Origin of the sequence: Aminobacter sp. Y103A (assembly GCF_030294925.1) — a bacterium.
Taxonomy (GTDB): Bacteria; Pseudomonadota; Alphaproteobacteria; order Rhizobiales; family Rhizobiaceae; genus Aminobacter; species Aminobacter ciceronei.
In genome coordinates, this window is the sequence record NZ_AP017986.1 from 1,682,167 (window position 1) to 1,708,022 (window position 25,856).

A 25,856-nucleotide genomic window follows, 5' to 3' on the forward strand; every position below is an offset into this window, starting at 1 on the left:
GAGGCGTTATTCGAACGGATCGGGGGCGGGCTTGGTCGGCAGCGTGCCTTCGGCCGCGCGCTTGCGGTGATGGGCAAGCGAGCATTTCGGCGAGCACAGTATGCCGCGATCGGTCCAGTAGGCGGCGCCGTCTTCGATCTTGCCTCCGTGATACCAGAAGCCCTCGGAACGGTAGGGCAGGCCGCATTCGATGCAGCTGAAGGTGTCGGGCCGGGCGAGCATGGCGTCCTCGATGATTTTTGCCGGTTCTACCAAGCCGCACGCCTTGGCGCAAAGCGTGATGAAATTTGACGTTTACGTAAAAAGTCACTTCCCCTCGGCTCGGGAAGGCGGCTAGTGTGGAGGCCAAGCGGTGGTGAGGCCGCAAGCAGATCGTCAGGTGCAGGAGGAAGCATCATGTACCGCGCCCCGGTGGAAGAGATAGCGTTCGCGCTGAAGCATGTTGCCGGCCTCAAGGCCGCCATGGATGCCGGCACTTTCGGCGACCTTGGCGAGGATCTGGTCGACGCCATCCTTGGCGAGGCCGGGCGTTTCGCCAGCGAGGAGGTCGCGCCGCTCTACAAGGTCGGCGACCGCACCGGCGCCAAGCTCCGCGATGGGGCCGTCACCATGCCGCCGGGCTGGAAGGAGCTTTACAGGCACTGGACCGAAGGCGGCTGGAACAGCCTGAACGGCCCCGAGGAATATGGCGGGCAGGGCCTGCCGACGATGATGGGCGTGGCGACGCTCGAAATGTGGAACTCGGCTTCGATGGCTTTCGGCATCGGACCGACGCTGTCGATGGGCGCGGTCGAGGCGCTGGAAAAGCACGCATCGGAAGACCTGAAGTCGGCCTATCTGGCAAAGCTCGTCTCCGGCGAGTGGATGGGCACGATGAACCTGACCGAACCGCAGGCCGGTTCCGATCTGGCCGCCTTGCGCACCCGCGCCGAACGGTCGGGCGACGGCACCTATCGCATCTACGGCCAGAAGATCTTCATCACCTATGGCGAGCACGACTTCACCGACAATATTGTCCATCTGGTGCTAGCGCGATTGCCCGATGCGCCGGCCGGCACACGCGGCATCTCGCTGTTTCTGGTGCCGAAATTCCTGCTCAACGAAGACGGTACGCCAGGTGCGCGCAACGACGTGTTCTGCTCTGGTATCGAGGAGAAGCTCGGCATCCACGCCTCTCCGACCTGCACGATGATCTATGGCGACGGCTTCGCCAAGGGCCGCGAACCGGGCGCTGTCGGCTGGCTGATCGGCGAGGAAAACCGCGGGCTCGCCTGCATGTTCACGATGATGAACAATGCCCGCCTGCTGGTCGGCATTCAGGGCGTGGCGGTTGCCGAGACGGCGTTCCAGAAGGCGCTCGCCTATGCCAATGAACGCCGCCAGGGCAAGGCGTCGTCCTACTCGGGCGAAGGCATGGCGCCGATCGTCCATCACCCCGACGTGCAGCGCAATCTTCTGACGATGAAGGCGCTGACCCAGGCCGCACGCGCCATCGCCTATTCCTGCGCCCATGCCATCGACATGGCGCGGGTGTCGACCGGCGCCGACAAGGCGCATTGGCAGGACCGCGCCAATCTGCTGACGCCGCTGGCGAAAGCATTCTCCACCGATGTCGGCGTCGACGTTGCTTCGCTTGGCGTGCAGATCCACGGCGGCATGGGTTTCATCGAGGAAACGGGTGCGGCTGCCCTTTTGCGCGATGCCCGCATCGCCCCGATCTATGAGGGCACCAACGGCATCCAGGCGATCGACCTCGTCACCCGCAAGCTGCCGCTCGGCAATGGCGAGCATGTCTTCGGCTATGTTGGCGAACTCGATGGCATAGCCATTGCCGTCGCTGCGATGAACAGCGAGGCCTATGGCCGAACGGCGCTCATTCTCGAGCAGGCGCTCGACGACCTCCAGAGCGTCACGCGTCATCTGCAGAAGCAGCTTGGCGACGGCCGAACGGACGATGCGTTGGCCGGGGCCACGCCTTATCTCCGGCTGTTCTCCTTGGTCGCCGGTGGCGCATATCTGGCGCGCGCCGCACTCGCCGACGGCGACGAGCGGCGCATCGCGCTGTGCCGGTTCTTTGCCGAAAACCTGCTTGGCGAGACCGCAGCACTCAAGGACCGTATCACCGGCGGCACGGCAAGCCTTGCCGCCGCCGCCAAAGCGCTGATCTCGGCGTAGCTTCTGGGACGAGGATCGACGTGACCGACCACATTCTCATCGAGCGGCAAGGTGCCGTGCAGATCATCCGGATGAACCGTCCGGACAAGAAGAACGCCATCACCCGCGCGATGTATGCCGAGATGGCGGCGGCACTCGTCGCCGGCGACAAAGATCCGGCCGTGCGCTGCCACGTCTTCCTGGGCGTGCCGGGCGCGTTTTCGTCGGGCAATGACCTCGCCGACTTCATGGCGATCGCCACGGGCGGTGAGGGCGGCGGCGAGGTGTGGGAGTTCCTGCTCGCTTTGGCCGGCACCGAAAAGCCTGTCGTCTCGGGCGTCGACGGCATTGCGGTGGGCATCGGCACGACGATCAACCTGCATTGCGACCTGACCTTCGCCACGCCGCGCACGATGTTCCGCACGCCCTTCGTCGATCTCGGGCTGGTGCCCGAGGCAGGCTCGAGCCTGATCGCGCCGCAGTTGCTCGGCCTGCAGGGCGCCTTTGCCCTGCTCGGTCTGGGCGAGGGCTTCCCGGCCGAACGCGCGCTCGCTGCCGGGCTGATCTACAAGGTTGTGGCGGAAGACGAGCTCGAAGCAGCGACATTGGCAGCTGCCGGTGAAATCGCGGCCAAGCCGCCCGAGGCGCTCAAGATCGCACGCGACCTGATGCGCGGCGACCGGACAAAACTCGTCGAGCGCATCAAGGAAGAGGGCGCGCATTTCCGCGCCCGGCTGAAGTCGGACGAGGCGCGTGCCGCACTCGTCGCCTTCATGACGCGCAAGAAGGGCTGACCCTTACCCGTCAGGGTCGGCGAACCGAAGCAGGGCGAACGGCTGGAGCGCGCTTCATCACCCCCAGCCCCTCCGCTTCAGGAGCGACCCTCCCCACAAGGGGAAGGTGAGAATCACGGATAGAGCCGATCCTTGTCCCAGCCACCGTCTGCCGTGCGCGTGAAGACGACGCGGTCGTGCAGGCGGAAGGGGCGGTCGTGCCAGAATTCGATCTGGCTCGGCACGATGCGGAAACCCGACCAGTGCGGCGGGCGCGGGATGTCGCCGATGACGTGCCGGGCGGTGTATTCGGCGACGGCCTTTTCCAGCGCGAAACGGCTTTCGAGCGGGCGCGACTGCTTCGAGGCCCAGGCGCCGATGCGGCTGCCGCGTGGGCGCGAGGCGAAATACTCGTCCGCCTCTGCATCGGTGACGATTTCGACCGGACCGCGCACACGGACCTGGCGGCGCAGCGATTTCCAGTGGAAACACATCGCGGCTTTCATGGTGGCGAGGATTTCGCGGCCCTTGGCGCTTTCGAAATTGGTGTAGAAGACGAAGCCATGTTCGTCGAATCCCTTGAGCAGCACCATACGCACGTCAGGCAGTCCGTCGGTATCGACGGTGGCCAGCGCCAATGCGGTGGGGTCGTTGGGTTCGCTGGCCGTGGCGTCCTTCAGCCAGGAGGCAAAGAGCTGGAAAGGCTCCGCAGCCTCCGTGAAGTCACCGCTTTTTAACTCTGTGTCCGTCATAGCTTTACTCGACCTGCCATTTCCGACCGGGAGAATGCCTATTGTCGCGCTTCGCGCAAGCCTTTGAGGGCCATTGCCTCCCACAATTCGGGTTCCGATCCTTCAAGGTGTTGCTGCTGCTCGGCCTGACGACGATCAGCGGGTGTGGCGCCGGCGGCTTCAGCCTCGAAAAGGCGGAGGTCGACCGCAGCCTCGTCACCAGCAAGGTTCCCGACGACGCAAACAGGACCACCGACGCGAATCGACTGTCCGACGAGACGACGATCCGCAATGCGGTTTCATCCGTCGACGTCGACGAGATGAAAGGCCAGCCGATTCCCTGGGCCAATGCCGAAACCGGTTCGCGCGGCGCGATCACGGCGCTTGTCGAAAGCAAGGAACGGGGCGTGCTATGCCGCGAATTCGCCGTTTCGCGCGAGAGCTTCGACGGGGTCGGCCTGTTCAGGGGCGAGGTCTGCGCCGCCGGTTCGGGCACCTGGCAGATGCTGTCTTTCGCGCCCGCCTGACGGTTGCGGCGTTCAGCCTCTGGAATTTCTTCCTAGCCGAGCGCATATAGGAAGCAACAAACCCTTTTCTCTCTCGTGGATTGACGTAATGCGCGACCCCTATGAGGTGCTGGGCGTTGCCAAGAACGCCTCGGCCAAGGACATAAAGGCGGCTTTCCGCAAGCTCGCCAAGAAACACCATCCGGACCAGAATCCGGACGATCCCAAGGCCAAGGAGCGTTTTGCCGCCGCCAACCAGGCCTATGAGATTCTCGGCGACGAGAAGAAGAAGACGGCTTTCGACCACGGCGAGATCGACGCCGAGGGCAAGCCGCGCTTCCATGGCTTCGAAGGTGCTGGCGGCGGCGACCCGTTCGGCGGCTTCCGCCGCCAGCAGACGGGACCCGGTGGGTCGCGTTTCGAGTTCCGCTCCGGCGGCCCGGGTGGCGCGTCCTTCGACGCCGGCGACATCTTCAGCCAGATCTTCGGCGATTCCTTCGGCCAGCGTGGTCATGGTGCCGGCATGGGCGGAGGCGCGGGTGCCCAGCGCGCGCAGCCGGGCGGCGACGTCAATGTCACGCTCGACGTCACCATCGAAGAGGCAGCGACCGCACCCAAGGTGACGGCGATGTTCCCCGATGGCCGCAAGATGGCGGTGAAGCTGCCGGAATTCGTCGAGGACGGCCAGACGATCAGGCTCAAGGGCCAGGGCGAGCAGGGCCTGGGCGGTACCGGCGACGCGCTGGTCAAGATCAGGTTCCGTCGCCATCCGCGCTACCGCGTCGAGGGCAGGGATCTGCATGTCGACCTGCCGGTGAGCCTCAAGGAGGCGGTGCTCGGCACCAAGGCGGCGGTGGAAACGCCGACCGGCCGGCTGGCGGTGAAGATCCCCGAATGGTCGAGTTCCGACAAGGTGCTGCGCCTCAAGGGCCGCGGCTTGCCGGAAAAGGCAGGCGGCCACGGCGACCTCTATGCCCATGTCCGCGTCATGCTGCCCGAAGGCGGCGATGCGGCACTCGAGGAATTGATGCGCAAGTCTGCCGACTGACGCAAGGCTTGCGTCATCTTTGCGGTCCATGGCCCTGGCTGCGACGAAGGTCGCATGAAAGCTTGAAGGTGCAGGTTGCCTATGCGATAGGCTCTGCAAAACAGTCAAAGCATTGGAGTGCGCTCATATGGCGGGTGGACAGGGCCTGATGGCCGGCAAGCGCGGCCTTATTCTCGGCGTCGCCAACAACAGATCGATTGCCTGGGGAATTGCCAAGGCCTGCGCCGACCAGGGCGCGGAGCTTGCCTTCACCTATCAGGGCGATGCGCTGAAGAAGCGCGTCGAGCCGCTGGCCGCCGAAATCGGCGCGTTCGTCTGCGGACATTGCGACGTCACCGACATGGCGACCATCGATGCCTGCTTCGAGACGCTGGAAAAGAAGTGGGGCAAGCTCGACTTCGTCGTCCATGCCATCGGCTTCTCCGACAAGGACGAGCTGACCGGCCGATATGTCGACACCAGCCATGCCAACTTCCTGCGCACCATGGACATCTCGGTCTATTCCTTCACCGCTGTCGCCCAGCGCGCCGAGAAGCTGATGACCGATGGCGGCTCGATGCTGACCATGACCTATTACGGCGCCGAAAAGGTGATGCCGAACTACAATGTCATGGGCGTTGCCAAGGCAGCTCTCGAGGCGAGCGTGAAGTATCTCGCCGTCGACCTCGGCCCGAAGGCGATCCGCGTTAACGCGATTTCCGCCGGCCCGATCAAGACGCTTGCCGCCTCCGGCATCGACGACTTCCGCTACATTCTGAAGTGGAACGAGTACAACGCGCCGCTGCGCCGCACCGTTTCGATCGAGGAGGTCGGCGATTCTGCGCTCTACTTCCTGTCGAACCTGTCGCGCGGCGTCACCGGCGAAGTGCACCACGTCGATTCCGGCTACCACGTCGTCGGCATGAAGGCCGTCGATGCGCCTGACATCGCAGCCGTGAAGGACTGATCCTTCCCGAACAGCATCGCCATGATCCCGCTCCTCTATGTCGTGCGCCATGGCCAGACGCCATGGAACGCCGAGCAGCGGCTGCAAGGGCAGGCCGACATCGACATCGATGCGGTCGGGCGCGAGCAGGCCGATCGCAACGGCCGCCGGCTTGCCGAGCTGATCGCTGATCCCAAGGCCTTCGATTTCATCGCGAGCCCGATGCGGCGCACCCGCGAGACCATGGAGCGGGCGCGGACGGTGATGGGGCTCGATCCCATGGCCTACCGCACCGATCCGCGCCTCGTCGAAGTGAACTTCGGCGACTGGCAGGGTTATACCTTCGCCGAGCTCGAGGCACGCCTGCCGGGCGCCAGCACGGCGCGCAAACACGACAAGTGGAATTTCGTTCCGCCGGGCGAAGAGGCCGAGAGCTACGAGATGCTGGCCTGCCGCATCCGTCCGTGGCTCGTCGAGCTTACGCAGCCGACGGTCTGCGTCACCCATGGCGGCGTGATGCGCGCGATCTTCCGGCTAGTCGAAGCCCTGCCCAAAAACAAAGCCGCGGCCCTGGAGATCCCCCAAGACCGCGTGCTGAGAGTGCAGGATGGCCGCCTCGACTGGCTGTAAAGCCCGAGGCCCGATTTCTGTTACTGCGGCAGTTCCATGTCGGTGATCAGGTTCTCGCCCTCGACCACGTCATAAGCGAGCAGGATGTCCATGCCCGGCTTGATGTTCTCGACGTCGAACTCGCCCGGCAGCTTGTAGGACTTGCCGTTGGAAAGCGTGATGGTGGACTTTTCCTTGTCGACCGACTTGACCTGACCTTCGGCTTCGGCAGCGAGCGCAGCGCCAGACATCATCAGCACGGCGGCAACGGCGCCAATAAGGGTACGCATTGTCGTCCTCTTTTTTCTGCGCCCCGCAAGGCGAGGCAAAATGTTAACGAGCGGTTGGAAGGAAGCAGAAACCAACCGAATGTGTCAAAACTAAAACTGCTGCGATCACGGTTTGACCACTGTTAATGCAGCCAATTGACCGCTTCGGGCCCATGCCGATGCACAAAAGATGCCTGCCATCGGAGGGTTTGAGGCCGAAAAGCAATTTTACTTTTCAGGGGCATGCGTTAGAACGCGGCCATATCCGGAAAGGCCCGCTTGCATGTCGCACAACACCTTCGGCCATCTGTTTCGCGTCACCACCTGGGGTGAGAGCCATGGGCCGGCGCTTGGCTGTGTCGTCGACGGCTGCCCGCCCGGCATCCGCTTCACGCTGAAGGACATCCAGGACGAGCTCGACAAGCGCAAGCCCGGCCAGTCGCGCTTCGTCACCCAGCGCCGCGAGCCCGACGAGGTCAAGGTGCTGTCGGGCGTCGTCACGGACGAGGACGGCGAGACCCTGATCTCGACCGGCACGCCGATCTCGATGCTGATCGAGAATGTCGACCAGCGCTCCAAGGATTATGGCGAGATCGCGCGGCAGTATCGACCCGGCCATGCCGACTACGCCTATGACGTCAAATATGGCCTGCGCGATCATCGCGGCGGTGGCCGTTCCTCGGCGCGCGAGACCGCAGCGCGCGTCGCTGCCGGCGCGATCGCCCGCAAGATCGTGCCCGGGCTGGTGGTGCGCGGCGCGCTGGTGTCGATGGGCACCAGGTCGATCGACCGGGCCAACTGGAACTGGGATTTCATCGGCAGCGCCGAAAACCCGTTCTTTACGCCGGACCCCGCCTCGGTCCAGGTCTTCGCCGACTATCTCGACGGCATCCGCAAGGCCGGATCGTCGGTCGGTGCGGTGATCGAGATCGTCGCAGAGGGTGTGCCGGCCGGCCTTGGCGCGCCGATCTATGCCAAGCTCGACCAGGACATCGCCTCCAACCTGATGTCGATCAACGCCGTCAAGGGCGTCGAGATCGGCAACGGCTTCGAGGCCGCGCGCATAACAGGCGAAGAGAATGCCGACGAGATGCGCATGGGCAATGACGGCACACCGCTGTTCCTGTCCAACAATGCCGGCGGCATACTGGGCGGCATTTCGACCGGACAGGACGTGATCGCGCGTTTCGCCGTCAAGCCGACATCCTCGATTCTGACGCCGCGCAAATCGATCGACAAGGACGGCAAGGACGTCGACGTCATGACCAAGGGCCGCCACGACCCGTGCGTCGGCATCCGCGCCGTGCCGATCGGCGAGGCCATGGTCGCCTGCGCCATCGCCGACCATTATCTGCGCCACCGCGGCCAGACCGGCAGAATCTAGGGGCAGGGGGAAACGGGGCAGCTGGGCAATTCTCCCAAGCTGCAAAAAACCCTACTGCCTTGCCGCCCGAATGACCTAATCTGCTCCACACCAACCACACGCACCGAGTGACCACGCCATGCCATACGACCAGAAGAAAGTTGTCGAAGCGCTGCGCGCCTTCGAGCGCGGCGAGATCGTGGTCGTCATGGACGATGACGGGCGCGAGAACGAAGGCGACCTGATCGTTGCCGCCGTCCACTGCACGGCGGAAAAGATGGCCTTCATCGTGCGCCACACCTCCGGCATCGTCTGCACGCCGATGCTCAAGGAAGACGCCCGGCGCCTCAACCTTGCGCCGATGGTGGCCGACAACGATTCCGCCCACACCACCGCCTTCACCGTCAGCGTCGACTTCAAGCATGGCACCACGACGGGCATTTCGGCCGACGACCGCACGCTGACCGTGCGCAACCTGGCCAATCCCAACGCCGGCGGCGGCGACTTCGTCCGCCCGGGGCACATCTTCCCGCTGATCGCGCGCGAAGGCGGTGTGCTGATGCGTTCGGGCCATACCGAAGCCGCGGTCGACCTGTGCAAGCTTGCCGGTCTGCCGCCGGTCGGCGTGATTTCGGAACTGGTCAATGACGACGGCACGGTCATGCGCGGCCCGCAGGTCGCGTCCTTTGCCGAAAAGAACGGGCTGCAGCAGGTATCCGTCGCCGACCTGATCGCCTATCGCCAGCGCCAGGAGACGCTGATCGAACGGGTCAACGCCTTCGAAATTGACACTCCGGCCGGCAAGGCCAAGGCCATCACCTACACGTTGCCGTGGGATTCGATGCATCATCTCGCCATCGTCTTCGGCGACATCCGCGACGGCGAAGAAGTGCCGGTGCGCCTGCACACCGAGGACGTCGTCACCGACGTGTTCGGTACCAGCAACAAGCTTGCCGACATCATGAAGACCTTCGGCGAGTGCAAGCGCGGTGTCATCGTCTATCTGCGCGAGGGCTCGGTCGGCGTCTCCAATCTCGGCCGCAACCGCCCGTCGGCGGAGCGCGAGGACCATGAAGAGGCGCGCCGGCGCGAGGATGAATGGCGCCAGATCGGCCTCGGCGCGCAGATCCTCAAGGATCTCGGCATCTCGTCGATCAACCTGGTCGCCTCGCGCGAACGCCACTATGTCGGCCTCGAAGGTTTCGGCATCCGCATCGCCAAGACCGAAATCCGCTGATTTCGGCACGCCTGCGGGGTAAAATGCCCCTAGCCGGGCGCGGATTGGCTCATCCCCGGGCGTGGATTGGCTCATCCCTCATGGTGATTGACATCCGCCTGATGCGGCGCATCCTCCTGTCCACCTCTTAGGGGAGAGTCGGGTATGTGGGATTTCAGCATCGGCCAGAGCTTGGCGATCATGGCACGCACCTGGCCGTTCATCGTGCTGCGCATGGTCGTCTATTTCGGCATCACGCTGGCCTATATCGTGGCAATGGGAGCGGGCGCCGGCGTCGGCTACGGCGTCGGCCACATCGCAACCGACCCTGAAGGGCCGGTTTCATTCGCCGTCTGGGGTGGCATCGCCGGCTTCGGCGTGGTGTCGGTCGCGGTCTACTGGATCCGCGAATACATCCTCTACATCGTCAAGGCCGGGCATATCGCCGTGATGGTCCATCTGATCGACGGGCGCGAGATTCCCGGCGGCCAGAACCAGATTTCCTATGCCCGCGAGGTCGTCACCGAACGCTTCACCGAAGCCAGCGTGCTGTTTGTGCTCGACCAGCTGGTGAAGGGCGTGATCCGCACCATCACCGGGCTGATCGGCGGCATCGCCGCTTTCCTGCCGATCCCCGGCCTCGACGGGCTGGTGCGGTTTCTCAACACCATCGTCCGCATGTCGCTGACCTATGTCGACGAGATCATCCTCGGCTACAACATCCGCATCGGCAGCAACTCGCCCTGGCAGAGTGCGCGGCAGGGCGTGGTGCTCTATGCCCAGAACGGCTCGACCATGATCAAGAACGCGGTCTGGCTGTCGCTCGTCGTCTGGGTCGTGTCGCTGTTCATCTTCCTGTTCATGCTGGCACCCGCAGGCGCCATTCTCTACTTCATGCCGGGCGAAATGGGCGGCTGGGCATTCGTGCTGGCGATCGTCTTTGCCTGGGCGTTCAAATCGGCGCTGATCGAACCCTTTGCCGTGGCATCGCTGATGCAGGTCTATTTCAAGGTCATCGAAGGCCAGGTGCCCAATCCGGAATGGGACCGGAAGCTGGAAGAGGCGTCGTCGAAGTTCCGCGAGCTCAAGGAAAAGGCTTTTGGCTCAGGCGAAGCGTCGCGCTGGGACGGGGCGGCAAAGAACGTCTGAAGGCAAAAGGCACGGCCCGCTGGTGCGTGCCGTGACGTGAACCGTCTATTCGGCCGGAGCCGGGACGAGGCGCGACGTCGAACGCCGGAAGCTGGCTTGGCCGACAAGGGTGACGGCAAGGGCGATGAAGCCGGCGAGCATCGAGACGAAGAAGCCGCTGGTCGGGCCGAGATTGTCGATGAACCAGCCCGAAGCCGAGGACCCTGCGGCCATGCCGATGCCGATGCCGGTGATTGCCCAGGTCATGCCTTCGGTCAGCTTGGACGACGGAACGATCTTTTCCACCAGCGCCATCGAGATGATGATGGTCGGCGAGACGGCGACGCCGGCGACGAACAGCACCACGGCCAGTGTCGGGATGCTGGCGACCATCATCAGCGGCAAGGTGGTGAGGGCGGCCAGTGCGATCGCCAGCAGCAACTGGCGCGGCAAGGCAAGCTTGAGCTTCAGCGCGCCGAAGGCGAGGCCGGCGACAAGCGAGCCGGCGGCATAGGCCGACAGCGCAAAACCGGCGGAGGCCTTGTCGCCCTGGGCTTCGGCAAAGGCGACGGCGGTCACTTCGGCGGTGCCGAAAATGGCGCCGATCGCGATCAGCGTCAGCACCAGGATCTGCAGCGAGCCGAGCCGGATGACCGACTTGCCGCCTGATTTGTCCTGGGCGTGGACCGGCGGTTCCGTCGACTTCTGGGCGGCAAAGAGGAAATTGCCCAGGGCAAGCAGCGTCGTGGCGACAAGCGGACCGGCTTCCGGAAACAGGCCGACGCTGAGGCCGATGGCAACGATCGGGCCGGTCATGAAGATGACCTCGTCGACGACCGACTCGAAGGCAAAGGCGGTGTGCAGCTTCTGCGAGCCACGGTAGATATGTGTCCAGCGCGCGCGCACGAAAGCGCTCATGCTCGGCATGGTGCCGGCAAGCACGGCAAACAGGAACAGCGTCCAGCTCGGCGCGCGATAGTGGGTCGCGAGCATCAGGCTTGAGAGCGCCGCGACGGCGACGATGGTGCCGGGGATCAGGATGCGGCGCTGGCCGTAGCGATCGACGAGGCGCGACACCTGCGGTGCGATCAGCGCGTTGGAAAATGCAAATGTCGCGGCCACCGCACCGGCGAGCCAATATTCGCCATGGGTTTCCGAGAGCATCGTGACGATGCCGAGCGTGATCATCGACAGCGGCAGCCGGGCGATGAAGCCTGTGGCGGAGAACGCCTTGGCGCCGGGCGCTTTGAAGATTTCGTTGTAGGGATTGCGCATTTGGATCACCGGGAGGGCAGATATCTGAAATTTCATATACAGTCGAGCCGCCTGAAGAGGCGGCTCGTTGGCACAGATGGGAGAGGCTTGACTGGGGCTGTGCTGCCTCATTCGGCTGCTTGTGGTACGGCTTGCGGCAACTCGACTTCGCCCGCGCCGGCGAGTGCTTTCTGACCGAGAAGGACGACGAGTAGGGAGATCGTTCCCGCGGCCACCGACACCCAGAAGCCGTTCTGGGCGCCGAAATTGTCGACCACCCAGCCCGCCACGAAGGCACCCAGCGCCATGCCGATGCCGATGCCGGTCATCACCCAGGTGATGCCTTCGGTCAGCATGGCTTCCGGCACCCGCCGCTCGATCAGGCCGAAGGCCATGATGAAGGTGGGCGAGATGGCGACACCGCTGACGAAGATGGCAAGCGCCAGCAGCGGCACGGTGTCGGCGACAAGCAATGGCAGCGTGGTCAGCGCCACGACCGCGATCGACATGGCAAGGAGGCGCTGCTTCGGGGCCTTGAGATTGAGCGCGCCGACGATCAGGCCGACAATGAGCGAACCGGCGGCATAGACGCCGATGACGAGGCTTGCTGCGGTGGGCTGGCCGAGTTCCTTGGTGATCGCCACGGCGCTGACCTCGGCGGTGGCGAAGATCGCACCGACGAAGATGAGTGCCAGGGTGATGATCTGGACCGGGCGCAGCGCGATGGCCGAACCGACACTTGCAAGTTCAGGCGCCTTGACCCTGGGCTCGCTCGACCGCTGCATCAGGAAAGCTGCCATGCCGACGGCGAGGAACAGCGTGCTGACCAGCATGCCGGCTTCCGGGAACAAGGCGACGCTCAGGCCAACCGAAAGCGAGGCACCGGCGATGTAGACCATTTCGTCGGCGACGGATTCAAAGGCGAAGGCGGTGTTGAGTTCGGGGCGGTCGCGGAAGATCTCGGTCCAGCGGGCCCGCACCATGGCCGACATGCTCGGCATGGCGGCGGCGATGAAGGCCGAGACGAACAGGGTCCAGACCGGCCAGTCATAGCGGGTGGCAATGAGCAGGACGGCAAAGGCGAGGATGGAGATGATGGTGGTGGGCAGAGCCACCGATGTCTGGCCGAGCCTGTCGATCCGGCGCGAAATCTGTGGTGCGGCGAAAGCATTTGTCAGCGCGAAGGTGGCCGAGACCGCACCGGCCAGCCAGTATTCGCCGCGTGTCTGCGACAGCATTGCGACGATGCCGATAGGGGCCATGGCGATCGGCAGACGGGCGATGAATGCCGCCGCCGCGAAGCCTTTGGTCCCGGGAACTCTGAATATCTCAGCATAAGGATTGTGCATCGGAGCACTCCTGGAATTTCGAGGGGGCGCCACTTACATACGTGGCGTATGTCAATGAGATAATTGCATACGCAGCGTATGTCAATTACCATGGACGCCATGTCTAGAAAAATATACGCGGCGTATGTGAAGGACGTCGCGACAAGGAAGAGGCGATGAAGGCGGCACACAAACCCCGCAGCGAGATGATTGCCGAAACGCGCGCCAAGCTGATTGCTGCCGGGCGCCGGGCCTTCGCGACGACGGGCTATGCGAACGCGTCGATGGACGATTTCACTGCCGAGGCCGGGCTGACGCGCGGCGCGCTGTATCACCACTTCGGCGACAAGAAAGGGTTGTTCGAGGCCGTGCTCGCCCAGATCGACCAGGAAATGTGCGTGCGCCTCAATGAGATCTCGGCCAGGGCCAAGACGCGCTGGCAAGGCTTCCTCGACGAAAACATCGCTTATATCGAAATGGCGCTCGAGCCGGAAATCCAGCGCATCGTCCTGCGCGACGGGCCGGCGGTGCTCGGCGATCCGGCGCAATGGCCCAACGCCAATGCCTGTATTTCGGCGATCACCGCGAACCTCGTCGCGCTCAAGGCGGAGGGCCTTGTTCGCGACATCGATGCGGAAGCGATGGCGCGGCTGATCAGCGGCGCCTCGCTTTATGCCGCCCAATGGATCGCCAATTCGGAAGACCCCGACGCGACGTCGATCAAGGCGGTGAAGGCGTTTCGCGCCCTGATGGAAGGGCTGCTCGTGGCCGGCAGGCCGGCGAACTGATCTTTCAGGCTGTGGCCGGACATGCCGGGGCGCGGCAAAACCCGGCAACTTCTTTCCGACCGGGTCATCGCGCTCGTCGGCCGGCCGTTTTCCCCAGGGCTTTGACAGCTATGCGTGGTCTGTCCGGCCATTGCTGATAAGGTGCGGCGATGACCACGCGGCTCTACACGCACCCGATCTACCTCGAACACCTGACGACGCCGGGGCATCCCGAGCGGCCCGACAGGCTGCGCGCCATCGAGCGCGCGCTCGACGACGAGGCGTTCGAGATGCTCGATCGTGTCGAGGCGCCGACGGGCGACGAGCGCACGATTGCCTACGCCCACCCCGAGAATTTTGTCGAAAGCGTCCGCCGGCAGGTGCCGGTGGAGGGATTTGCCAGAATCGATGGCGACACCACGCTCAGCCCGAAAAGCTGGCAGGCGGCACTGACTGCAATCGGCGCGGCCAATGCCGCTGTCGACGACGTCTTTTCCGGCAGGGCAGCCAACGTCTTCGTCGCCTCGAGGCCGCCCGGCCACCATGCCGAGAAGGCGACCGCGATGGGCTTTTGCCTGTTCAACAATGCGGCGATTGCGGCGCGCCATGCCCAGCGCGACCATGGTGCGGAGCGCGTGGCGATCGTCGATTGGGACGTCCATCACGGCAACGGCACCCAGGACATCTTCTGGGACGACCCGAGCGTGCTCTATTGCTCGACGCACCAGATGCCGCTGTTTCCCGGCACTGGCGCAAAAGGCGAGACGGGTGTCGGCAACATCGTCAACGCGCCGCTCGCCCCAGACACCGGCAGCGACCATTTCCGCGAGGCGTTCCGCTCGCGCGTGCTGCCGGCGCTCGACAGATTCGCGCCCGACCTGATCATCATCTCGGCCGGCTTCGACGCGCACCATCGCGACCCGCTGGCCGAGATCAACCTCACCGAAGCCGATTTCGACTGGGCGACCGGGCAATTGATGGACAGTGCCGCGCGCCATTCATCGAACCGTCTGGTCAGCCTGCTCGAGGGCGGCTACGACCTGCATGGGCTGGCCTTCTCAGTGGCCGCCCACGTTTCGCGCCTCATGAAAGGATGATCCATGGCCGTCGAGCCCAATGACGAAATCAAGGCGATGAGCTTCGAGCAGGCGCTCGCGGCATTGGAAAAGATCGTCGACGACCTCGAACGCGGCGACGTGCCGCTCGACCAGTCGATCAAGATCTACGAGCGCGGCGAGGCGCTGAAGGCGCATTGCGACCGCCTGCTGAAGGCCGCCGAGGACAAGGTCGAGAAGATCCGCCTGTCGCGCGATGGCAAGCCGGTCGGCACGGAGCCGCTCGACGGCGAGTAAAGCCGTCCAGTTCAGTCCGCGGCGGCATCGCCGTCGCGGACGTCGAAATCGCCGGGCCGGGCCGCGTAGAAGCGATCCGGCGGTGTCCAGCGGTCCGGCAGCTGGCTTTCGCCCCAGCGGGCCAGTTCCTGCACCACGGGAATGAGTGCAGCCCCTCTGGCAGTCAATGCATAGGCGCCCCGGATGGAGCCCTGGCGCGGTAAGGATTGCCTGATGAGACCGGCATCTTCCAGCCGGCGCAGCCTTTCGGCCAGGATGTTGGTCGAGATTTTCTCCGGCGAGGACAACAGGTCCGAATAGCTGGTCGCCCCCATCACCATCGCCCTGACGATCACCAGCGACCACTTGTCGCCGATGATGTCGAGCGCTGACGCGATGGGGCAGCCGGAGCGAAACTGGGTCATGGCGGCACTTTGGATTTTTAACTTGCAAAATGCAAGTAAGAAGTGATTAGCTGCGGTAATGCTCGTCGGGGAGGACCTGTCATGTTGCCGATAACGTCGATGACTTCAGCACTCGCCGCCGTGGCTCTTGTCGTTCTCAGCATCCGGGTCAGCCTGCGCCGCAAGACAGTCGGCGTTAAGCTCGGCCACAGCGAGGATGTCGTCCTGATGCGGCGCATCCGCGCCCAGGGCAATTTCATCGAATATGTGCCGCTCGCCCTGATCCTGCTCGCCCTTGCCGAATACCGCCAGGCGCCGGCGGCGATGCTGTGGACGATCGCCGGACTGCTGATCATCGGCCGTAGCCTCCACCTTGCAGGCATATTGACCGCGCGGACGCCGTTGAGCGCGCCCGGCATGGTTGGCACCTATGGCGCGCTGCTCGTCGGCGCCGCGGCGCTCATCCTGGGATGACGCCCCTCGTTCGGAGGATGCCCCTTCGCTGACGGCGGTCGCGGCCGACCGAACGGCTTGACCTCGCGGCACGTTGCGCCCAGTTATGGACAACCCATACCGTTGGTGAAAACCCGGGAGCAGGCGATGTGCCGCAACATCAAGACATTGTTCAATTTCGACCCGCCGGCGACGCATGACGAGATCCGTGACGCAGCCTTGCAGTTCGTGCGCAAGCTGAGCGGAACGACCAAACCTTCGAAGAAGAACGAAGAGGCCTTCAACCGCGCCGTCGACACCATCGCCGAGGCAGCGCACGAGATGCTGCATGCGATGGAAACGCACCAGCATCCGCGCAACCGCGACGAAGAGGCCGCCAAGGCCAAGGCCCGTTCGGCGCTGCGATTTGCCTGAGTTTCAGCTCTTGTGACCGCCGTGCTGCAATAACTCTAGGAGGCGACCATGAGCTTCTTTCCTGCCGAAGACCCGACGCCGGGCGATGCCTTTTCCTGCGACCAGCTCGAACTGATGGTCATTCCCAACGCCAAGGACATCGACGGCTTCCAGGTGCGCCGGGCATTGCCGACGGCAAAGCGTCGCCTGGTCGGGCCGTTCATCTTCTTCGACCGCATGGGCCCGGCAATCCTCAGGGCAGGGCATGCGCTGGATGTGCGTCCACACCCCCATATCGGGCTTGCGACCGTCACCTATCTGTTCGACGGCAAGATCCGCCACCGGGATTCGCTCGGCACCGAGATGGTCATTGCGCCCGGCGACGTGAACCTGATGACGGCGGGCCGCGGCATCGTCCATTCCGAGCGCACGCCCGAAGAGCTGCGCGGCGCGCCGATGTCGGTGTCCGGGCTGCAGACGTGGCTGGCGCTGCCCGACGGCAAGGAAGAGGTCGCGCCGTTGTTCGAGAACACGGCTGCGGCCGAGCTGCCGACCTTCGAGGCCGACGGGGTCAGCGGGCGGCTGGTGATCGGCGCGTTCAAGGGCCTGACGTCGCCGGTGCGCCAGGCCTCCGACACGCTTTATGCCGACATCAGGCTGGCGCCCGGTGCCAGGATCAAGATTCCGGCCGACGCCGAGGAGCGTGCCATCTACACGCTGGGCGGCGAGATCGACATCCTTGGCGATCGTTTCCCGATCGAGCGGCTTTTGGTGTTCAGGCCCGGCGACGAGATCGTCGTGGGTTCGGAGACGGGTGCGCATTTCATGCTGTTCGGTGGCGCCTCGCTCGGCTCCAAGCGCTACATCTGGTGGAATTTCGTCTCGTCGTCGAAGGAGCGCATCGAAGAGGCGAAGAACGAATGGAAGACCGGCCGCTTCGATATCGTTCCCGGTGACGAAGAAGAGTTTATTCCGTTGCCCGAGAGCTGACGGGCAGGCGTGAGGCCGGCCCGCGTCACCGCCACGCATTTACTTTCCAAGCATGCGGTCGTATCTGCCGGGTGGTTAACCGAGTTAGTGCGGATTGATGAACGCGAAACCTGAAACGCCCCTGCTGGACAAGGTCCGCGTGCCCTCCGACCTGCGCACGCTCGACGAGGCCCAGCTGCCGCAGCTGGCAAGCGAACTGCGCGCCGAGCTTATCGACGTGGTGTCGCAGACCGGCGGGCATCTCGGCGCCGGCCTTGGCGTCGTCGAACTGACGGTGGCGCTGCATTATGTCTTCGATACGCCCGACGACCGCATCATCTGGGATGTCGGTCACCAGGCCTACCCGCACAAGATCCTGACCGGGCGCCGCGACCGCATGCGCACACTGCGCCAGGAAGGCGGGCTCTCCGGTTTCACCAAGCGCTCGGAAAGCGAGTACGACCCGTTTGGCGCCGCGCACTCCTCGACCTCCATTTCCGCCGGCCTCGGCATGGCGGTGGCACGCGACCTCGACGGCGGCAAGAACAATGTCATCGCCGTCATCGGAGACGGCGCCATGTCTGCCGGCATGGCCTATGAGGCGATGAACAATGCCGGTGCGCTCGATGCCCGCCTGATCGTCATCCTCAATGACAACGACATGTCGATCGCTCCGCCGGCCGGTGCGATGAGCGCCTATCTGGCGCGCCTTGCCTCGGGCCGCACCTATGCCGGCGTGCGCGAGCTCGGCAAGAAGCTGACCTCCTATCTCGGCCGTCGCGTCGACCGCGCCATCACCCGCGCCGTCGAGCATGCGCGCGGTTTCGTCACCGGCGGCACTTTGTTCGAGGAGATGGGCTTCTTCCATATCGGCCCGATCGACGGCCACAATCTCGAGCATCTCGTGCCGGTGCTGAAGAACGTGCGCGACAACGGCACCGGCCCGGTGCTGATCCATGTCGTGACCCAGAAGGGCAAGGGTTATGCCCCGGCCGAAGCGGCTGCCGACAAATATCACGGCGTCAACAAGTTCGACGTCATCACCGGCGCCCAGGCCAAGGCGCCTGCCAACGCACCTGCCTACACCAAGGTGTTTGCGGAAAGCCTGATGCAAGAAGCGCGCGACGACGACAAGATCGTTGCCGTCACCGCCGCCATGCCGTCGGGCACCGGCCTCGATCTGTTCGGCGAAGCGTTTCCGTCGCGCAGCTTCGACGTCGGCATTGCAGAGCAGCATGCGGTGACCTTTGCCGCGGGCCTCGCGACCGAAGGCTACAAGCCGTTCGTCGCGATCTACTCGACCTTCCTGCAGCGCGCCTATGACCAGGTCGTGCACGACGTCGCCATCCAGAACCTGCCGGTGCGTTTTCCCATCGACCGCGCCGGCTTCGTCGGCGCGGACGGCGCAACTCATTGCGGCGCCTTCGACACTGCCTATCTTGCCTCGCTGCCCGGTTTCGTCGTCATGGCGGCGGCCGACGAGGCGGAACTGCGCCATATGGTGCGCACCGCCGTCGAATATGACGACGGTCCGATCTCCTTCCGCTATCCCCGCGGCAACGGCGTCGGTGTCGACATGCCCGAGCGTGGCCAGGCGCTGGAGATCGGCAAGGGCCGGATCGTGCGAGAGGGCACCAAGGTGGCGCTGCTGTCCTTCGGCACACGCCTCAAGGACTGCCTGCTCGCCGCCGAGGAACTGGGTGCCGCCGGCCTGTCGACGACGGTTGCCGACGCCCGTTTCGCCAAGCCGCTGGACGAGGACCTGATCCGTCGCCTGGCGCGCTCGCACGAAGTGCTCGTCATGGTCGAGGAAGGTTCTGTCGGCGGTTTCACCAGCCAGGTACTCGACTTCCTCGCCCGCAACGGCCTGCTCGACAACGGCCTCAAGGTGCGGCCACTGACCATGCCGGACAGCTTCGTCGACCATGCCAACCCCGACAAGATGCATGCCGACGCCGGGCTCGATTCCGCCGGCATCGTGCGCGCCGTCTTCGCAGCCCTTGGCAAGTCGGCCCAGGCCGTCCGCGCCTGACATTATCGCGCGGGCGCTTGCCTTGCAGGCGCGCATTCGCCATTGAAAGCCATGGACAACTCTGGGCAAGCCCGCGCATCGGCCAGAAGATCGAAGTCGATCTTCGGTAAGCACGATGCGCAAACAAAAGAAGCTGTAGCGCTACGCGTCCAATCGGACGCGCAGCGCTCCGGGACCAGCCTGAGGCTCGACGAATTGCTCGTCAGCCGCGGTTTCTTCGCCAGCCGTTCGCGGGCCCGCGACGCGGTGGCGCGCGGGGCCGTGTCCGTCGCCGGCCAACCGGCGAAGAAGCCCGGACAGATGGTGCCGGCGAGCGCCGAAATCGCCGTCGACGACCCGGCGCAGGCCTATGTCTCGCGCGCCGCACTCAAGCTGATCGCCGGGCTCGACCATTTCGGCTTCGATCCGGCTGGAGCCACGGCGCTGGACATCGGCGCGTCGACCGGCGGCTTCACCCAGGTCCTGCTCGAGCGCGGCGCGGCACATGTCGTGGCGATCGATGTCGGCCATGGCCAGATGGACGAGAGGCTGAAGTCGGATCCGCGCGTGACCTGCTTGGAAGGGCTCAATGCACGCAACCTGACGTCTGAGGATCTTGGCGGCCGGACGCCCGACTTCGTGGTCTCGGATGTCAGTTTCATCTCGCTCAGGCTGGCATTGCCTAATGCACTCCAACTGGCTGCCTCAGGTGCCAGGGCAGTGTTGCTGGTCAAGCCGCAGTTCGAGGCCGGGCGCGAGGCGATCGGCAAGGGCGGCCTGCTCAGGAATGTCGAGGACGGCCCGCGCATGGCTGAAGAGCTGCGCTCCTGGCTCGACGCCGTTCCAGGCTGGCGTGCGCTCGGCATCTACCCGTCGCCGCTCGAAGGCGGCGACGGAAATCGTGAATACCTGCTCGGTGGAGTGAAAGAGTAATGACGACACGTTTCGAAATTGCGCGGCTGGGCGCGCATGGCGACGGCGTCGTCGATGCCAATGGCGGACATATCTTCATCCCGTTCGCGCTGCCGGGCGAAGTGGTGACAGCGGCGCGCGAGAAGGATCGCGCCCAGCTGATCTCGGTTCTCGAGCCGTCGCCGCAACGTATCGATCCGGCCTGCCGGCATTTCACCGAATGTGGCGGCTGCGCGATCCAGCATCTCGACGACCAGGCCTATCGCGAGTGGAAGCGTGGGCTGGTCGTCCATGCGCTGAAGGGCCGGGGCATCGACGTTGCGGTCGGCGAACTGGTGGCTTGCCCGCCGCACAGCCGCAGGCGTGCGGCGTTTACGGCCCGGAACACCGAGACCGGGCTCCATCTCGGCTACAACAAGGCGTTTTCCCATACCCTGGTCGACATCGAGGAGTGCCCTGTCCTGGTGCCGGCCATCGTAGAAGCGGCAGGCACCTTGCGGCACCTTGCCGGCATCATCGCCAATACCTCGAAGCCGTTCCGCTTCCTTGTCACGGCCACCGAGTCGGGCTTCGACGTGGCCGCCAGCGATTGCGGCAAACCGACCGAAGCGATCCGCCGTGCCGCGACCGATTTCGCCATCAAATCGAAGATCGCCCGCCTGTCCATCGACGGCGAGATCATCGTCGAGCCGGTCAAGCCGATGCTGACCTTTGGCGCGGCGACGGTCAGCCCGCCGCCGGGCGCTTTCGTCCAGGCCGTGGCCGAGGCGGAGGGCGCGATGGTGTCGCTCGTCACCGGCCATATGCGCAAGGCCAGGAAGGTCGCCGACCTGTTTTCGGGCTGCGGCACCTTTGCGCTCAGGCTTGCCGCGGGGTCGGAGGTTCATGCGGTTGAAGGTGAGGCGCCGGCGCTGGCCGCACTCGACCGCGGCTTCCGCTTTGCCAGCGGCCTGAAGCGCGTCACCGTCGAGCGCCGTGACCTCGACCGCCGCCCGCTGACCTTCAAGGAACTGAACGCCTTTGACGGCATCGTCTTCGACCCGCCGCGCGCCGGCGCCGAGGACCAGTCCAAGCAGATCGCCCGCTCCGATGTTCCTTACGTCGCAGCCGTATCGTGCAATCCGGCGACGCTGGCGCGAGATCTCAGGATCCTCATCGATGGCGGCTATGCGCTGAAGAGTGTTGTGCCGATTGACCAGTTCCTATGGTCGCACCATGTCGAGGCGGTGGCTTTGCTGGAGAAGCCGAAGAAGCGGCGGTAGGCGGACGCGTCAGGTCCATCCGTGGATGGGCGGACCGGTGCCTAGGCCAGTATATGCTCGACGAATTCGGGTACGATTTCGGTAGCGCGGCCATTTATGGCCTGTTCGAAGAGGTCGTAGCCTTCCGACGGTTCGAGGTTGAGTTCGACCGTACGGGCACCTGCATGGCGCGCCTGCTCGACGAAGCCGGCGGCAGGATAGACGTTGCCGCTGGTGCCGATGGAGACGAAGAGGTCGCAACTTGCCAGTGCCTCGTCGATCTCGTCCATCAGAAAAGGCATCTCGCCGAACCAGACCACATCAGGCCGTAACTGGCCGACCTCCTGGCATGACGGGCAGCGGGACGTGCGCAGTATGTCGCCGTGCCACGGGTTCCTTGTGCCGCAATGGGCGCACGAAGCCTTGGTCAGTTCGCCATGCATGTGGATCAGCCGCTGCGACCCGGCCCGCTCATGCAGGTCGTCGATGTTCTGGGTGACGAGCAGGAACTTGCCCCGGAACTGCCGTTCGAGCCGCGTCAATGCCACATGTGCGGCATTCGGCGCGACATCGGCAAGACCCGCGCGGCGCTGGTTGTAGAAGTCGTCGACCAGCTCCGGATTGCGGGCAAAACCTTCCGGCGTCGCCACGTCGCGGTAGTCGATCTTCGACCAGATGCCGTCCTTGTCGCGAAAGGTGTCGACACCTGATTCGGCAGAGATTCCGGCGCCGGTGAGCACGACGATCGAGGTGGGGCGTTGCATCGGCATTCGTCCTGTCGGCGCTCGGCCTAGACCCGTGTGCCGCCGACAGTCATCTGGTTCATCCTGAGATGCGGCTGGCCGACGCCGACGGGCACGCCCTGGCCGGCTTTGCCGCACATGCCGATGCCGTTGTCGAGCTTCATGTCGTTGCCGACCATGGTGACGCGATGCATCGCATCGGGTCCATTGCCGATCAGCATCGCGCCCTTGATCGGCTGGGTCACCTTGCCGTCCTCGATCATGTAGGCCTCGGTGCAGCCGAACACGAACTTGCCCGAGGTGATGTCGACCTGGCCGCCGCCGAAGGACACGGCATAGATGCCGTTCTTGACCGAGGCGATGATCTCTTCCGGCGTTTTGTCGCCCGAGGTCATATAGGTGTTGGTCATGCGCGGCATCGGCTGGTGCGCGTAGGATTCGCGGCGGCCGTTGCCGGTCGCCTTCATGCCCATCAGCCGGGCGTTCTGGCGGTCCTGCATGTAGCCGACAAGCTTGCCGTCCTCGATCAGCACGTTGCGGCCGCTGGGCGTGCCTTCGTCGTCGACGGTGATCGAGCCGCGGCGTTCGGCGATGGTGCCGTCGTCGACGACGGTGACGCCCTTGGCGGCGACCTGCTGGCCGAGAAGACCGGCGAAGGCCGAAGTCTTCTTGCGGTTGAAGTCGCCTTCGAGTCCGTGGCCGACCGCTTCATGCAGCATCACGCCCGGCCAGCCGGACGACAGCACGATGTCGAAAGTGCCGGCAGGAGCGGGGATGGCTTCGAGATTGACCAGCGCCTGGCGCAAGGCCTCGGTCGCGGCACCCTTCCAGCTTTCGTCGGTCAGGAATTCGTCGAAATTCTTGCGGCCGCCGGCACCATAGGAGCCGCTTTCCTGGCGGTCGCCGTCGCCGACGATGACGGACACGTTCATCCGCACCAGCGGGCGGATGTCGCGCACCACCTGGCCGTCGCCGCGCAGGATCTCGACATGCTGCCACGACGAGGCGAGCGAGGCCGTCACCTGGCGGACGCGCGGATCCTTGTCGCGCAGCCAGGCGTCGATTTCCTGGAGCAGCTTGGCCTTGGCCTCGAAAGACGGCGAGGAGATCGGGTTCTCTTCGCCATAGAGATACGTGTTGGTGCGGGCAGGGGCGGCTGCCAGCGTGCCGGAATAGCCGCCCTTGACCGCCGACACGGCATCGGAGGCGCGCAAAAGGGCCTGTTCCGACAGGTCGCTCGAATGGGCATAGCCGGTCGCTTCGCCTGATACGGCGCGCAGACCGAAACCCTGGTCGGTGTTGAAGCTCGCCGTCTTCAGCCGGCCATTGTCGAACATCAGCGCTTCGCCTTCGCGATATTCGACGAACAGCTCGCCGTCGTCGGCGCCCTCGATCGTCTCGGCGACGATCTTGCGCAAGCGGTCTTCCGAAATGTCGAACTGGCTGAGCAGGCTGGTCATGGCGCGTCGCCTCATATTCCAAGGTGAGTGTATTCACCCCGATGTAGGCGACACGGAGGCTCCGGACAATGTCTCCGGCGTCAAACGCTTATGGCAGCGCGGCGAAGCCTTCGCCGAAGCCGTTGAGGTCGACGGGGATGCCGATGCCTTCTTCGGGCGTCTGGAAGACGATGAAGGTCGCCGACTTGCCTGTCTTCAGCGTGTCGAGCAGGGTCTTGTCGAGGATCACCTCGGCATAGCAGCCATCCTGGAAGCAGCGCACGAAATAGGCGCGGCCGATGTCCTTCTGGTCGACATTGAGGCCGAGGCCGTTGGGCAAGAGCACGCCGAGCGGCGCGAGCACGCGCAGAATCTCGGCCTTGTTGTCGGCGGTGCGCAGGATGACCACCGAAAGCCCCATCTCGGGACGGTCCTCGGCAATCACGTTCTGCATCATCACGCATTGCTCGTTGGTGGCGCCAGCGGGCGTGTCGCAGATGATCGACCATGCGCCATGGGTGGACTTGACCGTGCCGCTCTGCTGCGCGCCGGCTTGCATGGGAACCACGCAGGCGGCGGCGACAAGCATCTTCGCCACGGTTTTGAAAAGCCCAGACTTCATGACGGCTCCATTGCGAATCACGACTATCAGGCCGTGCAGGCAGCAAGTAAATAACAAGACGGCGCCTTCGCCATCCTGCAATCTCAGGTTTTCCAAACATTCGAAGCCAATTTGGCCCGAATTGCGACGCCTTTTCAGGGCATGGCAGCACAAGCGGGGCGATTGCCCTTTCGCCTGTGCGTTCTTCACCTAGCGCCAAACGCGTCACGGCGCCAGCCTTTGCGCCTGCGCGCAAAAATGCCGCACGGGTTAAGCCTCTGCTTCCTTGCGGTTATAAAGAGAGTATGGTTTGAACCTCCGAACGTCTCTGGGATTCCCGTCCCGGAGCGGCACGATGTCCTTGCGGCTACGCCCGCACGGAAATGGGAGATACAGAGGGCGATGAGAAAGATCTTTGCTAGCGCCGTCGCGGCGACTGCTTCCCTTGCCAGCGTCGCGGCCTATGCGGCTCAGCCGACGCCTTGGCAAACCACTTTCCAGCCGGCCGCGACCGGCATCATGGAACAGATCACCTGGTTCGAGCACTACACGCTGTGGTTCATCGTTCCGATCACGCTGTTCGTTCTTTTCCTGTTGGCCTATTGCATCTTCAGGTTCCGCGCGAGCGCCAACCCGGTGCCGTCGCGCACCAGCCACAACACGCTGATCGAAGTCATCTGGACCGTCGGTCCGGTTGTCATCCTGCTGTTCCTGGCCATTCCGTCGTTCCAGCTCCTGACGGCGCAGTATTCGCCGCCGGAAGACGCCAAGCTGACGATCAAGGCGACCGCCAACCAGTGGAACTGGGACTACGAGTACCAGAACGCCGAGCCGCTCTCCTTCAACTCGGCGATGCTCGCTGATGCTGACCGCGCCGCGGCCGGCAAGGAAGACAGGGCCGCGTATCCGCGCCTTCTCGCCGTCGACAACGAAATCGTCGTTCCGATCAATACGCTGGTTCGCGTGCTCGTCACCGCCAGCGACGTCATCCACGCCTTCGCCATGCCGGCCTTCGGCGTGAAGACGGACGCGGTGCCGGGTCGTATCAACGAGATCTGGTTCAAGGCTGAGAAGGAAGGCCTCTATTACGGCCAGTGCTCCGAGCTTTGCGGCAAGGACCACGCCTACATGCCGATCGCAATCCGCGTCGTCTCAGACGCACAGTACAATACGTGGCTTGCCGCCGCTAAGACCGATCTGCCGGGTGCCAACAAGGCGCTGATGGCCGAGACGGATGGTGCGGCCAAGGTCGCGGCCGCTGGCAACTGAGCCGCGGTAGAATAGGGAT

28 protein-coding genes are annotated in these 25,856 nt (G+C 64.4%); 19 read left to right on the forward strand and 9 right to left on the reverse strand.

All coding sequences use genetic code 11. From position 1 onward, the window contains the following. Window positions 1–6: 6 nt before the first annotated feature. The gene (locus Amn_RS08100; protein WP_154386820.1) at window positions 7–222 is read right to left on the reverse strand and encodes a hypothetical protein; all 216 of its coding nucleotides are present in this window, start codon (window positions 220–222) and stop codon (window positions 7–9) included. 174 nt (window positions 223–396) lie between these two features. Between Amn_RS08100 and Amn_RS08105 the strand changes: the two genes are divergently transcribed. Both Amn_RS08105 and Amn_RS08110 read left to right on the forward strand, forming a co-directional pair. Next, on the forward strand, window positions 397–2,175 hold the full coding sequence (locus tag Amn_RS08105; RefSeq protein ID WP_067964631.1) for an acyl-CoA dehydrogenase family protein: 1,779 nt from the start codon (window positions 397–399) through the stop codon (window positions 2,173–2,175). Between the two features lie 20 nt (window positions 2,176–2,195). Next, on the forward strand, window positions 2,196–2,948 hold the full coding sequence (locus Amn_RS08110; RefSeq protein WP_067964629.1) for a crotonase/enoyl-CoA hydratase family protein: 753 nt from the start codon (window positions 2,196–2,198) through the stop codon (window positions 2,946–2,948). 113 nt (window positions 2,949–3,061) lie between these two features. On the opposite strand, the gene pdxH is transcribed toward Amn_RS08110, so the two are convergent. After that, window positions 3,062–3,679 carry a pyridoxamine 5'-phosphate oxidase gene (pdxH, locus tag Amn_RS08115; protein WP_067964627.1) on the reverse strand — a complete coding sequence of 206 codons (618 nt, stop codon included), beginning with the start codon at window positions 3,677–3,679 and terminating at the stop codon, window positions 3,062–3,064. Window positions 3,680–3,720: 41 nt separating this feature from the next. Here pdxH and Amn_RS08120 point away from each other — a divergent pair, with 41 nt between their 5' ends. The 4 genes from Amn_RS08120 (at window position 3,721) to Amn_RS08135 (ending at window position 6,767) form a co-directional block, all read left to right on the forward strand. Beyond that, complete coding sequence (locus Amn_RS08120; RefSeq protein WP_067964625.1) at window positions 3,721–4,185, forward strand: RT0821/Lpp0805 family surface protein; 465 nt, start codon at window positions 3,721–3,723, stop codon at window positions 4,183–4,185. 88 nt (window positions 4,186–4,273) lie between these two features. Next, window positions 4,274–5,212 (forward strand): DnaJ C-terminal domain-containing protein, encoded by a 939-nt coding sequence (locus Amn_RS08125; RefSeq protein WP_182575253.1) that lies wholly within the window; start codon window positions 4,274–4,276, stop codon window positions 5,210–5,212. A 127-nt stretch (window positions 5,213–5,339) separates the two neighbouring features. Then, complete coding sequence (gene fabI / locus Amn_RS08130; RefSeq protein ID WP_067964622.1) at window positions 5,340–6,158, forward strand: enoyl-ACP reductase FabI; 819 nt, start codon at window positions 5,340–5,342, stop codon at window positions 6,156–6,158. 21 nt (window positions 6,159–6,179) lie between these two features. Next, a complete protein-coding gene (locus Amn_RS08135) occupies window positions 6,180–6,767 on the forward strand; it encodes a histidine phosphatase family protein (RefSeq protein ID WP_182575254.1) in 588 nt (195 codons plus the stop codon). Window positions 6,768–6,787: 20 nt separating this feature from the next. Here Amn_RS08135 and Amn_RS08140 read toward each other — a convergent pair whose 3' ends face one another. After that, on the reverse strand, window positions 6,788–7,036 hold the full coding sequence (locus Amn_RS08140; RefSeq protein WP_067964618.1) for a DUF1344 domain-containing protein: 249 nt from the start codon (window positions 7,034–7,036) through the stop codon (window positions 6,788–6,790). Window positions 7,037–7,298: 262 nt separating this feature from the next. Between Amn_RS08140 and aroC the strand changes: the two genes are divergently transcribed. From aroC to Amn_RS08155, 3 genes are all read left to right on the forward strand, one after another. After that, complete coding sequence (gene aroC / locus Amn_RS08145; RefSeq protein WP_192318070.1) at window positions 7,299–8,399, forward strand: chorismate synthase; 1,101 nt, start codon at window positions 7,299–7,301, stop codon at window positions 8,397–8,399. A gap of 118 nt (window positions 8,400–8,517) precedes the next feature. Continuing rightward, window positions 8,518–9,615 (forward strand): 3,4-dihydroxy-2-butanone-4-phosphate synthase, encoded by a 1,098-nt coding sequence (gene ribB, locus Amn_RS08150; RefSeq protein WP_067964613.1) that lies wholly within the window; start codon window positions 8,518–8,520, stop codon window positions 9,613–9,615. A 144-nt stretch (window positions 9,616–9,759) separates the two neighbouring features. Further along, a complete protein-coding gene (locus Amn_RS08155) occupies window positions 9,760–10,743 on the forward strand; it encodes a hypothetical protein (protein ID WP_286296099.1) in 984 nt (327 codons plus the stop codon). 45 nt (window positions 10,744–10,788) lie between these two features. Here the strand turns inward: Amn_RS08155 and Amn_RS08160 are convergent, their stop codons facing one another. Next, on the reverse strand, window positions 10,789–11,997 hold the full coding sequence (locus tag Amn_RS08160) for an MFS transporter (RefSeq protein ID WP_192318068.1): 1,209 nt from the start codon (window positions 11,995–11,997) through the stop codon (window positions 10,789–10,791). A gap of 107 nt (window positions 11,998–12,104) precedes the next feature. Then, window positions 12,105–13,325 (reverse strand): MFS transporter, encoded by a 1,221-nt coding sequence (locus Amn_RS08165; RefSeq protein ID WP_182575255.1) that lies wholly within the window; start codon window positions 13,323–13,325, stop codon window positions 12,105–12,107. Window positions 13,326–13,480: 155 nt separating this feature from the next. Here Amn_RS08165 and Amn_RS08170 point away from each other — a divergent pair, with 155 nt between their 5' ends. From Amn_RS08170 to Amn_RS08180, 3 genes are all read left to right on the forward strand, one after another. Beyond that, window positions 13,481–14,092 carry a TetR/AcrR family transcriptional regulator gene (locus Amn_RS08170; protein ID WP_246340930.1) on the forward strand — a complete coding sequence of 204 codons (612 nt, stop codon included), beginning with the start codon at window positions 13,481–13,483 and terminating at the stop codon, window positions 14,090–14,092. A gap of 149 nt (window positions 14,093–14,241) precedes the next feature. After that, on the forward strand, window positions 14,242–15,168 hold the full coding sequence (locus Amn_RS08175) for a histone deacetylase family protein (RefSeq protein WP_182575256.1): 927 nt from the start codon (window positions 14,242–14,244) through the stop codon (window positions 15,166–15,168). 3 nt (window positions 15,169–15,171) lie between these two features. Next, window positions 15,172–15,423, forward strand: coding sequence for an exodeoxyribonuclease VII small subunit (locus tag Amn_RS08180; protein WP_067964602.1), 252 nt, complete (start codon window positions 15,172–15,174; stop codon window positions 15,421–15,423). A gap of 11 nt (window positions 15,424–15,434) precedes the next feature. Here the strand turns inward: Amn_RS08180 and Amn_RS08185 are convergent, their stop codons facing one another. Continuing rightward, entirely contained in the window at window positions 15,435–15,827 is a 393-nt protein-coding gene (locus Amn_RS08185) for a winged helix-turn-helix transcriptional regulator (protein WP_286296106.1), read from the reverse strand. An 81-nt stretch (window positions 15,828–15,908) separates the two neighbouring features. Here Amn_RS08185 and Amn_RS08190 point away from each other — a divergent pair, with 81 nt between their 5' ends. The 6 genes from Amn_RS08190 to Amn_RS08215 all read left to right on the forward strand — a co-directional run bounded on the left by Amn_RS08190 (window position 15,909) and on the right by Amn_RS08215 (window position 21,806). Continuing rightward, window positions 15,909–16,280, forward strand: coding sequence for an MAPEG family protein (locus Amn_RS08190; protein WP_083948650.1), 372 nt, complete (start codon window positions 15,909–15,911; stop codon window positions 16,278–16,280). A gap of 126 nt (window positions 16,281–16,406) precedes the next feature. Then, complete coding sequence (locus Amn_RS08195; protein ID WP_154386776.1) at window positions 16,407–16,673, forward strand: DUF2277 domain-containing protein; 267 nt, start codon at window positions 16,407–16,409, stop codon at window positions 16,671–16,673. Between the two features lie 48 nt (window positions 16,674–16,721). After that, window positions 16,722–17,642: a pirin family protein gene (locus Amn_RS08200; RefSeq protein ID WP_067964594.1), complete on the forward strand. Its 921-nt coding sequence runs from the start codon at window positions 16,722–16,724 to the stop codon at window positions 17,640–17,642. A gap of 97 nt (window positions 17,643–17,739) precedes the next feature. Further along, entirely contained in the window at window positions 17,740–19,653 is a 1,914-nt protein-coding gene (gene dxs, locus Amn_RS08205) for a 1-deoxy-D-xylulose-5-phosphate synthase (protein ID WP_286296109.1), read from the forward strand. A gap of 195 nt (window positions 19,654–19,848) precedes the next feature. After that, window positions 19,849–20,565: a TlyA family RNA methyltransferase gene (locus tag Amn_RS08210; protein ID WP_502874754.1), complete on the forward strand. Its 717-nt coding sequence runs from the start codon at window positions 19,849–19,851 to the stop codon at window positions 20,563–20,565. After that, a complete protein-coding gene (locus Amn_RS08215; RefSeq protein ID WP_286296111.1) occupies window positions 20,565–21,806 on the forward strand; it encodes a class I SAM-dependent RNA methyltransferase in 1,242 nt (413 codons plus the stop codon). The genes Amn_RS08210 and Amn_RS08215 overlap by 1 nt, the downstream gene beginning before the upstream one ends. A gap of 41 nt (window positions 21,807–21,847) precedes the next feature. On the opposite strand, the gene cobB is transcribed toward Amn_RS08215, so the two are convergent. From cobB to Amn_RS08230, 3 genes are all read right to left on the reverse strand, one after another. Further along, window positions 21,848–22,549 (reverse strand): Sir2 family NAD+-dependent deacetylase, encoded by a 702-nt coding sequence (cobB, locus tag Amn_RS08220; protein ID WP_286296113.1) that lies wholly within the window; start codon window positions 22,547–22,549, stop codon window positions 21,848–21,850. 26 nt (window positions 22,550–22,575) lie between these two features. Then, the gene (tldD, locus tag Amn_RS08225) at window positions 22,576–23,988 is read right to left on the reverse strand and encodes a metalloprotease TldD (RefSeq protein ID WP_286296116.1); all 1,413 of its coding nucleotides are present in this window, start codon (window positions 23,986–23,988) and stop codon (window positions 22,576–22,578) included. A gap of 88 nt (window positions 23,989–24,076) precedes the next feature. Next, a complete protein-coding gene (locus Amn_RS08230; RefSeq protein WP_245432147.1) occupies window positions 24,077–24,556 on the reverse strand; it encodes an invasion associated locus B family protein in 480 nt (159 codons plus the stop codon). A 414-nt stretch (window positions 24,557–24,970) separates the two neighbouring features. Here Amn_RS08230 and coxB point away from each other — a divergent pair, with 414 nt between their 5' ends. After that, window positions 24,971–25,837 carry a cytochrome c oxidase subunit II gene (gene coxB / locus Amn_RS08235; RefSeq protein WP_067964583.1) on the forward strand — a complete coding sequence of 289 codons (867 nt, stop codon included), beginning with the start codon at window positions 24,971–24,973 and terminating at the stop codon, window positions 25,835–25,837. The last annotated feature ends 19 nt before the right edge of the window (window positions 25,838–25,856 follow it).